The sequence below is a fragment of the Pseudonocardia pini genome, assembly GCF_013870575.1.
In the GTDB taxonomy this organism is placed as follows: domain Bacteria; phylum Actinomycetota; class Actinomycetes; order Mycobacteriales; family Pseudonocardiaceae; genus Pseudonocardia; species Pseudonocardia pini.
In genome coordinates, this window is sequence record NZ_JACBXB010000124.1 from 1 (window position 1) to 10002 (window position 10002).

The 10002-nt window shown below is 72.0% G+C and carries 8 protein-coding genes and 1 pseudogene; 1 reads left to right on the top strand and 8 read right to left on the bottom strand.

Annotated features, from left to right (window positions below; genetic code table 11):
• The coding region (locus H5J29_RS10170) for an MBL fold metallo-hydrolase (RefSeq protein WP_181780681.1) at positions 1-582 on the bottom strand (582 nt) is incomplete at its 3' end.
• Between the two features lie 364 nt (positions 583-946).
• Between H5J29_RS10170 and H5J29_RS10175 the strand changes: the two genes are divergently transcribed.
• The gene (locus H5J29_RS10175; protein ID WP_181780682.1) at positions 947-1354 is read left to right on the top strand and encodes a DUF222 domain-containing protein; all 408 of its coding nucleotides are present in this window, start codon (positions 947-949) and stop codon (positions 1352-1354) included.
• Positions 1355-1988: 634 nt separating this feature from the next.
• On the opposite strand, the pseudogene H5J29_RS10180 reads toward H5J29_RS10175, so the two are convergent.
• The 7 genes and pseudogenes from H5J29_RS10180 to H5J29_RS10210 all read right to left on the bottom strand — a co-directional run.
• Positions 1989-2420, bottom strand: a pseudogene (locus H5J29_RS10180) (MFS transporter); the annotation flags it as partial.
• 116 nt (positions 2421-2536) lie between these two features.
• Positions 2537-3580 (bottom strand): 4-hydroxy-2-oxovalerate aldolase, encoded by a 1044-nt coding sequence (dmpG, locus tag H5J29_RS10185; protein WP_181780683.1) that lies wholly within the window; start codon positions 3578-3580, stop codon positions 2537-2539.
• Positions 3580-4524 carry an acetaldehyde dehydrogenase (acetylating) gene (locus H5J29_RS10190; protein ID WP_181780684.1) on the bottom strand — a complete coding sequence of 315 codons (945 nt, stop codon included), beginning with the start codon at positions 4522-4524 and terminating at the stop codon, positions 3580-3582. Before H5J29_RS10190 ends, dmpG begins: the two co-directional genes overlap by 1 nt.
• A gap of 10 nt (positions 4525-4534) precedes the next feature.
• Positions 4535-5395: a 2-keto-4-pentenoate hydratase gene (locus H5J29_RS10195; protein ID WP_181780685.1), complete on the bottom strand. Its 861-nt coding sequence runs from the start codon at positions 5393-5395 to the stop codon at positions 4535-4537.
• Positions 5396-5425: 30 nt separating this feature from the next.
• On the bottom strand, positions 5426-6436 hold the full coding sequence (locus tag H5J29_RS10200) for an amidohydrolase family protein (protein ID WP_181780686.1): 1011 nt from the start codon (positions 6434-6436) through the stop codon (positions 5426-5428).
• A 286-nt stretch (positions 6437-6722) separates the two neighbouring features.
• Complete coding sequence (pntB, locus tag H5J29_RS10205) at positions 6723-8129, bottom strand: Re/Si-specific NAD(P)(+) transhydrogenase subunit beta (protein ID WP_181780687.1); 1407 nt, start codon at positions 8127-8129, stop codon at positions 6723-6725.
• A gap of 7 nt (positions 8130-8136) precedes the next feature.
• A complete protein-coding gene (locus H5J29_RS10210) occupies positions 8137-9684 on the bottom strand; it encodes a Re/Si-specific NAD(P)(+) transhydrogenase subunit alpha (RefSeq protein WP_312858142.1) in 1548 nt (515 codons plus the stop codon).
• Between the last annotated feature and the right edge of the window lie 318 nt (positions 9685-10002).

Genomic DNA, 10002 nt, shown 5'->3' on the forward strand with positions numbered 1-10002 from the left:
CACCGGCGGCGAGACGACCTGCAGCAGGTGGTCGCCCGAGCACAGCACCCGGTCCGAGGCCGACCAGAGGCAGACGTGCCCGTCGGAGTGGCCGGGCGTGTGCACGACCTCCCAGCTGCGGTTCCCCACGGTCAGGCGCTCCCCGCCGAGCAGCCACCGGTCCGGCGCGCCGATCGAGGGCATGAGTGCGCCACGCCCATCCCCGTGATCCACGGGTGGACGGGCTCGTAGGCCAGCGTCGTGGACCGCAGCGGAGCGACCGCCCCGGCGACCGCCAGCCGGCTCCGCATCTCGTGGTTCCCGTTGCCCGCCAGCTCGATCTCGCTGCCCGGCCGACCCAGGCGATCCTGTGGGACAACGCCGCCGCGCTGCTGGGGCTACCGGTCCCCCACTGAGACTGCTCCCGCGTGACGGCCCGCCGCCCGGAGTTCCGGGCGCGGGTGCACGTTTCGTGCTCTCAGCGCGGCAAGATCGCTGGTTGGGTGCGCTCAGTGCTGTCGGTACGACGGTGAGAGCACGAAACGTGCGATCTTGAGGGCGAGGTCCTGTGGGGCCTCGTCCCGGAGGGTGTCGCTGCCTCAACGTCGAGGCTCGACGCCCCTTGGGGGTGTCGCTTGGGTTGGGGCTCGGAGTTCATGGTGCGGGCGATGCCCGTTGCGATTTCGCTCGGGAGGGGGCTTGTGCTCCTTGGTGCGGACCGCGCCCTCCGGGGGGCCTCGCTCCGGAGGGGCCCGCCACCTCCGTCCTTTCGGCCCCGGAGGGCAGCACGGGAACCGCCGCCGAAACGACGGAGGTGGCTTTTATGGGGGGCGGATCGGGCGATTCTTCGACTCGAATTCATTGCTCTTTCAAGGTGCGTCGCCGGTCATCCCTGAAAGGCGACCACTGAGCGCATCCCCGCTGCTAGGCAGGGTCATCGAATAGTCGGGCGGGTAGAATTCGAGGCATGACCCGATGGGCGGAAACAGTGGACGAGGAACTCCTCACCGCCATTTCCGACGCCCAACGGGCACATAATGCCATCGAAGCGCGGATACTCTCCCTCGTCGCCGAGATCGAGGCCCGCGGGCTCGCCGCCGAACGCGGGTTCAAGGACACCGCGGACCTGGTGCAGACCGTGCACCACATCGGCCCCGGTGTGGCGAAGGCCCGGGTGCGGGTCGCCCGCAAGACCACCCCCGAGCGGACCCTGCATGGCGAGGAACTACCCGCCCCGATGCCCTGGACCGGTGAGGCGTTGGCGTCGGCGGAGATCTCCTTCGACCACGCCCTGCACCGACCAGACCTGATCGGCCGGATCCCCACCCCCCACCGCGAAGTACAGCGGGTCAGCCTCGACGCCCTCACCGGATAGCCCCACGCCCGCACCCCGACCGGTCCGCCTCCACCGCTGCTGCCACCGCAAGTGCCGCTGCCGCTGCTGCCCGCCATTGCTGCCGCTCGCTCCCACCAGCGTCGCCCGTCCATTCGCTGCTCCGCCGCCGATCCCGCCGCGTCCACTGCGCGGCCCTGGCTCCCGCACCCACCGCTACAACTGCCGCTACAGCTGCCGACACCACTACTGCTGCCGGTTCGAACCGGCCGATCGGCGCCTCGGCCCACCCACGCAGACCGCACAGACCGCACAGACCGCGCAGCCCGCGGGCGCCACCCCCAAGCCACCTCCGTCGTTTCGGCGGCACAGCCCGGCACGGGCTCCGCCCGGGCCGCCGCCCGCACACCGAACCGGCGGCCGAGAACACCGAGCCGGCGGCCCGGGCGGAGACCGTGCTGCCCTCCGGGGCCGAAGCGACGGAAGTGGCGACCACCTCCCGAGCGAGGCCCCCGGAGGGCGCGGTTCCCTCACAGAGAGCGGCCTACCTGTTGCGGGGCAGGGACTTCGATGACGATCGAACGGTTCGCCCACAGGACCGTGGGTGTCGGGTTGCCCTCTGTACGATGAGATCCATGTCGAGCCCCGAGGCATCCACTGTGGGGGCTTTCGGTCACGCCGTCTCCCCGCCGACCGCGAAGCCCTGGATCAGCCGGAGCGCCACCAAGAGGATCGGCGCCCACACCCCGATCGCGTCGTAGGTGGGCAACAGGGCGACCAGGAAGGTCGAGGCGCCCATCAACAGCATGCAGAGGACCAGCACGTTCTTCCGGCCATGGGTGTCGCCCCAGTGGCCGAGCACGAACGCGCCGATCGGGCGGGCCACGTAGCCGACACCGAAGGTCGCGAACGCGGCGACGATGGCGACCTGCGGGTTGTCCGAGGGGAAGAAGATGATCGGGAAGACCAGGGCCGCGGCCTGGGCGTAGATGAAGAAGTCGTAGTACTCCAGCGCGCTGCCGATCCACCCGCTCGCGGCGGCCTTCTTCGGGGTCTTGGCGTGCTCCGGCTCATGCGAACCCGGAGGCTCGACGATCTCGTCCTTCATCTGGTCCTCCTGAGGCGGAGCGCGGCGTTGCGCTCCGGTGTCGTCGGGCCAGTGCAGCGCCGGGCCCGGTCGTGGTCAACGACCGGCCCAGCTCTTTCCGCTGGACGGAGCCGCCGTCAGGAGGTGGGTGCGGTGGCTCGGTCTCCCTTCGCTGCGGCGAGGTCGAGGGCGATGTCGGTGATCATGTCTTCCTGGCCGCCGACCATGGCGCGGCGGCCGACCTCGACGAGGATCGCGCGGGTGTCGAGGCCGTAGTGGTGGGCGGCGTGTTCGGCGTGGCGTAGGAAGCTGGAGTAGACCCCGGCGTAGCCGAGGGTGAGGGTTTCGCGGTCGACGCGCACGGGGCGGTCCTGCAGGGGGCGGACGATGTCGTCGGCGGCGTCTTGGAGGGCGAACAGGTCGCAGCCGTGTTTCCAGCCGTGGATGTCGGCCACGGCGATGAACGCCTCGATGGGGCAGTTCCCGGCGCCGGCGCCGTGCCCGGCCAGGGAGGCGTCGACCCGGGTCACCCCTTCCTCGACCGCGACCACGGAGTTGGCCACCGACAGCGACAGGTTCTCGTGGGCGTGGATCCCGATCTGGGTGTCGGGGTCGAGCACGTCGCGGTAGGCACGGACCCGGTCCCGCACGTCTGCCATGGTGAGCCTGCCGCCGGAGTCGGTGACATAGACACAGTGCGCCCCGGCGTCCTGCATGATCTTCGCCTGCCGTGCGAGGTCGGCGGCGGGGGCCATGTGCGACATCATCAGGAACCCGGACACGTCCATGCCCAGCTCGCGGGCCTGGCCGATGTGTTGGATCGCGATGTCGGCCTCGGTGGCGTGGGTGGCCACCCGCACCGACACCACCCCGAGGTCGTGGGCCTTGCGGAGCTCCTCGATGGTCCCGATGCCGGGCAGCAGCAGGGTGGTGAGCTTGGCGTGCTGCACGACCTCGGCGGCAGCGGAGATCCATTCCCAGTCGGTGTTGCTGCCGGGGCCGTAGGTGAGGCTGGCCCCGGCCAGGCCGTCGCCGTGGGCGACCTCGATCGCGTCCACCCCCGCCCGGTCGACCGCGGCGGCGATCGCCTTGACGTCGTCGGGGGTCATCCGGTGTCGGACGGCGTGCATGCCGTCTCGCAGGGTCACGTCCTGCACGTAGAGCACGGGCTGCTCGCCCATCAGGCCACCCCTGCCTTCTCGGTGTCGGCCGCGGCGGCGAGCTGCTCGGCGGTGCGCAGCGCCGCCGAGGTCATGATGTCCAGGTTGCCCGCGTAGGAGGGCAGGTAGTGCGCCGCCCCTTCGACCTCGAGGAACACCGACACCCGCCAGCGGGGACGGGGGGCGTCCCCGATCAGGGTGCCCAGGGGTTCGTCGTCGGGGACCGGGTCGACCTGGACCTGCTGCTTGAGCCGGTAGCCGGGCACATACTCCGACACCTCGGCGTGCATCCGCGCCACCGAGTCCTTGATCTCGTCCGGGTCACCGCCCGCCGCGAGACACAGCACGGTGTCCCGCATGATCATCGGCGGTTCGGCCGGGTTCAGCACGATGATCGCCTTCCCGCGGCGGGCCCCGCCGACGACCTCGACGGCCTTCGACGTGGTTTCGGTGAACTCGTCGATGTTGGCCCGCGTCCCCGGCCCCGCGGACTTCGACGCGATCGAGGCGACGATCTCCGCGTAGGGCACCTCGGTCACCCGGGAGACCGCGGCGACCATCGGGATCGTCGCCTGCCCACCGCAGGTCACCATGTTCACGTTGCGCGCGGTGGCGTGCTCGGCCAGGTTCACCGCGGGCACCACGAACGGCCCGATCGCCGCCGGGGTGAGATCCACCAGGATCCTCCCGTACGGCTCCAACAAGGCCGCGTTCGCGACGTGCGCCTTGGCCGAGGTGGCGTCGAACACCACCCCGATCTCGTCGAACACCGGCAGCTCCACCAGACCCCGCACACCCTCGGCGGTCGTGGCGTAGCCGAGCCGCTCAGCCCGGGCCAGCCCGTCGGAGGCCGGGTCGATACCCACCATCGCCCCCATCTCCAACGTCTCCGACAAGCGGATGACCTTCATCATCAGATCGGACCCGATGTTCCCGGACCCGACGATCGCGACCTTCGTCTTCATTCCTCGTGTCCTATCCGGCCGTGACGCCCACGGAGCGTCGGTCCGTCGTGGCGGTGCCCGGGTCGGAGAATGCGACCGAGACGGAGCCCAGGGTGGAGAGCGTCGCCGTGTAGCGAGCGCCCGCGGCGGCGGGGACCATCGGCCCCAGCGCACCGGACAGCACGACCTCGCCCGCGCGCAGGGGCGAGCCCAGGTCGCGGCAGGTACGGGCCAGCCAGAGCACGGCCGTCACGGGATCGCCGAGGCAGGCCGCCCCCGTCCCGCTGCTCACGATGTCCCCCACCGCGTCCACCAGCTCCATCCGCACCTCGGTCAGGTCGAGCCCGGCGAGCGGAACCTGCCGCGGGCCCAGCACGTACATCGCGCTCGACGCGTTGTCCGCCACGGTGTCCGCGAACGTGATGTCCCATCCGGCGATCCGGCTGTCCACGATCTCCAGGGCGGCGACGACGTGCTCGGTCGCCGCACGGACCGCCGCGGCGTCGAGGTCCGGGGCGTCGAGGTCCGCGGAGAGCACGAAGGCGATCTCCGCCTCGACCTTGGGCTGCAGCAGCGCCGCCGAGTCCGCGACCCCGCCGTCGGGCACCGCCGTGTCGGCGAAGAGCACACCGAAGTCCGGCTGGTCCACGCCGAGCTGCTGCTGGACCGCGGGCGAGGTCAGGCCGACCTTGCGGCCGACGATCCGGCGCCCCGCGGCGAGAGCGTCCGCGGTCAGGATGTTCTGCACGGCGTACGCGGTCTCTGCGGTGCCGTCCGGCAGCACGTCCCGCACGGGCGCACACGGCGTCCGCGTCCGCGCGGCGGCGAGCAGGCGGTCGGCGGCCTGCCGGACACCGGGGTCCTCGACCGGGTTCTCCTCCGTGAGAGGCATGAGCGTCGTCCTTCGGTGTGGGTGGTGCGGTCAGGGCAGGTGCGTGAGCCCGAGGAACCCGAGCGCGTTGCGGGCGAGCAGATCGGGCCCCGCCTCGACGGGCAGGGCCCCGGACTTGCGGGCCGCGTCGATCGACTCCATCGACAGGCGCAGCTGGTCGGGGAAGAACGGGGCGTCGCTGCCGAGCAGCAGCTTCTCCACGCCGAAGCGGTGCGCCAGCAGCCGCAGGTGCTCGTCGTCGAGCACCAGGGTGTCCGCGTAGAGCCTGCGGGCCAGCGCGTCCCAGAGCTCCGGGGACCCGCCGCCGAGGCCCGCCGCGGCGCGCAGCCGCGGGTACGCCCACGGGAAGGCGCCACACCCGTGAGCCAGCGCGACGCGCAGGTTCGGGTACCTCTCCAGGACACCCCCGAAGACCAGCGACGACGCGGCGATGGCCGTGTCCGCGAGCATCCCGAGCCCGAGGTCGAAGGGCTGCCCCGACCGGCGGACCACGCCCTGCCCGCCGAGGATCGGGTGCACGAACACCGCGGCACCGGTCCGCTCGCAGGCCGCCCAGAGCGGGTCGAGGGCCGGGTCGTCCAGGTCCAGCATGCCGATCCGGGTACCGATCCGGGTACCGATCTCGATGCCCCGCAGCCCCAGCCCGAGGCAGCGGTCGAGCTCGCGGACCGCGGCGTCGATGTCGGCCGTCGGGAGGCACCCGAGCCCGATGAGCCGCCCCGCGGACCGGCCGCACGCCGCCGCGACGGAGTCGTTCACCGCCGCGGCGTAGGCGGGGTCCGCCTCGGCGGACCAGGCGTGCTCCATCGTCACGGGCACCGGCGAGATCACCTGGTGGGAGACTCCGGCCTCGTCCAGCTCCCGGAGCCTGCGGTCGACGTCCCAGAGGGTCGCGGTGACCGCCCGGAAGGTCGACCCGCCCTGCACGATGCGCCCCTTCCCGTCCCCGTCGACGACGAGGTGCGGGGCGCGCCCCGTGGGCGCGGGCAGATCGGTACCCAGGTAGTGCGCGTGGACGTCGATGGCCGTCGCAGCGGGCATGGGGCCTCCCTCCTCGGCGGTGTCGGTCGGCGGGCGCCGTTCCGCGAGGGACGCTAACGACCCGGCAGGCCCGCGGTGAGTCCCCGTCCCACCGACCGGAACCGAACCGCTCGGCTCCTCGTCCTGTCGCTGTGAGCGGGTGGCCCGCCACCGAGGACAGGACGGCGAGGAGCGCGGGCAGCAGGAAACCGACGAAGGCCGGCGCGTCGTACGCGCCGGCCGTCGCGGACGGCTCGTGCGGCCGGGGCGAGCCCGCTGAGGACTCGGAGAGCCTGCCGAGCCGCCGTCAGGAGGTGGGTGCGGTGGCCTTCAGGGCGGCGACGATGTCCTCGACGCGGTCCTTCGCGTCGCCGAACAGCATCCGGGTGTTCTCGCGGAAGAACAGGGGGTTCTGCACGCCCGCGTAGCCCGCGGCCATCGACCGCTTGAACACGACCACCTGCCCGGCCTCCCACACCTTCAGCACCGGCATGCCGGCGATCGGGCTGGTCGGGTCCTCGGCCGCGGCCGGGTTGACCGTGTCGTTGGCCCCGATCACGAGGACGACGTCGGTCTCGGCCAGGTCGTCGTTGATCTCGTCCATCTCGAGCACGATGTCGTACGGGACCTGGGCCTCGGCGAGCAGCACGTTCATGTGCCCGGGCAGCCGCCCCGCGACCGGGTGCACCCCGAACCGCACCTCGACGCCGGACTCCCGCAGCCGCCGCGTCAGCTCGGCGACCGGGTACTGGGCCTGGGCCACCGCCATGCCGTAGCCGGGGGTGATCACCACGGACCGGGCGGCGGACAGCGCGTCGGCCACCGAGGCCGCGTCGACCTCCGTGTGCTCGCCGGTCACCTCCGCCCCGCCCGACGACGAGGGCGCGCCGAAGCCACCCGCGATCACCGAGATGAACGAGCGGTTCATCGCCTTGCACATCACGTACGACAGGTACGCACCACTCGACCCCACCAGCGCGCCGGTGATGATCAACAGGTCGTTCGACAGCAGGAAGCCCGACGCGGCCGCCGCCCACCCGGAGTAGCTGTTGAGCATCGACACCACCACGGGCATGTCCCCGCCCCCGATCGACGCCACCAGGTGCAGCCCGAGCAGCAGCGCCAGCACCGTGACCGCGACCAGCAGCCAGACCGACGGGGAGATCACGAAGAACACCGTGAGCACCACGAACGCCACCAGCGCGCCCAGGTTGAGCACGTTCTTGCCCGGCAGCGTCAGCGGCGCCGACGCGATCTTCGCCGACAGCTTGAGGTACGCGATGATCGACCCGGTGAAGGTGACGGCGCCGATGAACACCCCGACCACGACCTCGCCGTGGTGGATGCCCTCCAGCGCCGGGTCGAGCGCCCCGGGCTCGAGGTAGCCGTTCCAGCCGACCAGCACCGCGGCCAGGCCGACGAAGCTGTGCATCAGCGCGATCAGCTCGGGCATCCCGGTCATCTCGACCACGCGGGCCCGCCACAGCCCGATCGCCGCACCCACCAGCACGGCGACGACGAGCAGCACGATGCCCAGGGTGCTCGCCGCGCCCAGGGCGGTGACCACCACGGTGACCAGCGCGATCGCCATCCCGGCGATGCCGAACCCGACACCCGCCCGTGCGGTCTCGTGCCGGGACAGCCCGGCGAGGCTCACCACGAACAACAGGGCGGCGACCAGGTAGGCCGCCAGCGTCAACGAACTCGCAGTCATTCGGGCCTCAGCTCCGGGAGAACATCGACAGCATGCGGCGGGTCACCGCGAAGCCACCGACGATGTTGATGGACGCCAGCAGGACCGCGACCGCGGCGAGGGCCATGACCACGGCGTCGTCCACGGCGATCTGCAGCACCGCGCCCACGACGATGATCCCGGAGATGGCGTTGGTGACCGACATCAGCGGCGTGTGCAGGGCGTGGTGCACGTTCCCGATCACGTAGAAGCCGATCACGATGGCGAGCAGGAACACCGTGAGGTGCCCGGCCAACGCGGGCGGCGCGGCGGCGGTGACCGCGAACAGCGCGACCCCGGCAGCCAGCCCGATCACGTGCCGGAACCGCGAGGGCCTCTTCGGCTCCTGCGGCTCCACCGGCGCCGCCGCGGCCGGCTGCGCGGGCGCGCTGACCGACACCTCGGGCGGGGGCCACAACGTCTCCCCCGCGTGCGCCACGGTCAGCCCGCGCTGCACGACGTCGTCGAGGTCCAGCGTGAGCTGCCCGTCCTTCTCCGGCGTGAGCAGCTTGAGCAGGTTGACGACGTTGGTGCCGTAGAGCTGCGAGGCCTGCGCGGGCAGCCTGCCGGGCAGGTCGGTGTACCCGATCAGCGTGACGCCGTTGTCGGTCGTCACGACCTCCCCCGCCACGGTCCCGGCCACGTTGCCGCCCTGGGCCGCGGCCATGTCCACGATCACGCTGCCCGGCTTCATCGAGGCGACCTGCTCCGCGGTCAGCAGCTTCGGCGCGGGCCTGCCCGGGATCAACGCGGTGGTGATGACGATGTCGACGTCCGCGGCCTGCTCGGAGTAGATCTCCGCGGCGCGGCGGTCGTAGTCCTCCGAGGTCGCCTTCGCGTACCCGTCGGTGCTCGCCTCCTGCTCGACCTCCACGGCCAGGTACTCGCCGCCCAGGGACCTGACCTGGTCGGCGACCTCCGGCCGCGGGTCGGTCGCCCGCACGATCGCGCCGAGGCTCTTCGCCGCGCCGATCGCGGCCAGCCCGGCCACCCCGGCCCCCGCGACCAGCACCTTCGCGGGCGGGACCTTGCCGGCCGCGGTGACCTGGCCGGTGAAGAAGCGGCCGAACGAGTGCGCCGCCTCGATCACCGCGCGGTAGCCGGCGATGTTGGCCATCGAGCTCAGCACGTCCAACGACTGTGCGCGCGAGATCCGCGGCACGGCGTCCATCGACATCGCCGTGACGCCGCGCTCGGCCAGCGCCGCGACCCGCTCCGGCTCGAAGCGGGGCGCCAGCATCGCGACGAGGGCCGAGCCCGGCTGGAGCTTCTCGATCTCGTCCGGCTCGGGGGCGTTGATGGTCAGCACGATCTCGGCGTCCCACACCGGGCCCTCGGCGATCTCCGCGCCCGCCTCGGCGAAGGCGGAGTCCTCGAACCCGGCCCGCACGCCCGCGCCCGCCTGCACGGTGACGGCGTACCCCAGCCCGATCAGCTTCCTCACGGTCTCCGGTGTCGCGGCGACCCGCGTCTCCGACTTCGCGGTCTCCGCCACGACACCGATCCGCATCCCGGGCGGACCCTCGACGTCAGTCACACGATCTCCTCGCTAGCAGACAACCATGGCGCTTGGTGGGGATTGTGCCCCGTGTGGTCGCCGGGACGCGGCAGGGAGCGTCACGATGCGACACTGTGCGTGGTGAAGCTAACCGACGCGCCGCGCCGGTGGAGGTCGAACTCCTCACATCGCCAGACCGGGTGTACCCGCAGGTCGGGCCCCGAGACCGGCCGTTCGGGCAGGTAGTCGTCCCGGGAGCAGGGTCGGACGCCTACCCCCGCCTCGTCCCGGCGAGGGCGACGCCGTTGAGCGCGGCCCAGCCGAGGGCGACGGCGAGGGTCTTGCGTGTGGCGTCGG

Bases quoted from the DNA above. Each gene is read 5' to 3' on its own strand.
- dmpG (WP_181780683.1), bottom strand. From the start codon at position 3,580: ATGGGCGAGCAGCCCGTGCTCTACGTGCAGGACGTGACCCTGCGAGAC.
- pntB (WP_181780687.1), bottom strand. From the start codon at position 8,129: ATGACTGCGAGTTCGTTGACGCTGGCGGCCTACCTGGTCGCCGCCCTG.
- H5J29_RS10175 (WP_181780682.1), top strand. From the start codon at position 947: ATGACCCGATGGGCGGAAACAGTGGACGAGGAACTCCTCACCGCCATT.
- H5J29_RS10195 (WP_181780685.1), bottom strand. From the start codon at position 5,395: ATGCCTCTCACGGAGGAGAACCCGGTCGAGGACCCCGGTGTCCGGCAG.
- H5J29_RS10200 (WP_181780686.1), bottom strand. From the start codon at position 6,436: ATGCCCGCTGCGACGGCCATCGACGTCCACGCGCACTACCTGGGTACC.
- H5J29_RS10190 (WP_181780684.1), bottom strand. From the start codon at position 4,524: ATGAAGACGAAGGTCGCGATCGTCGGGTCCGGGAACATCGGGTCCGAT.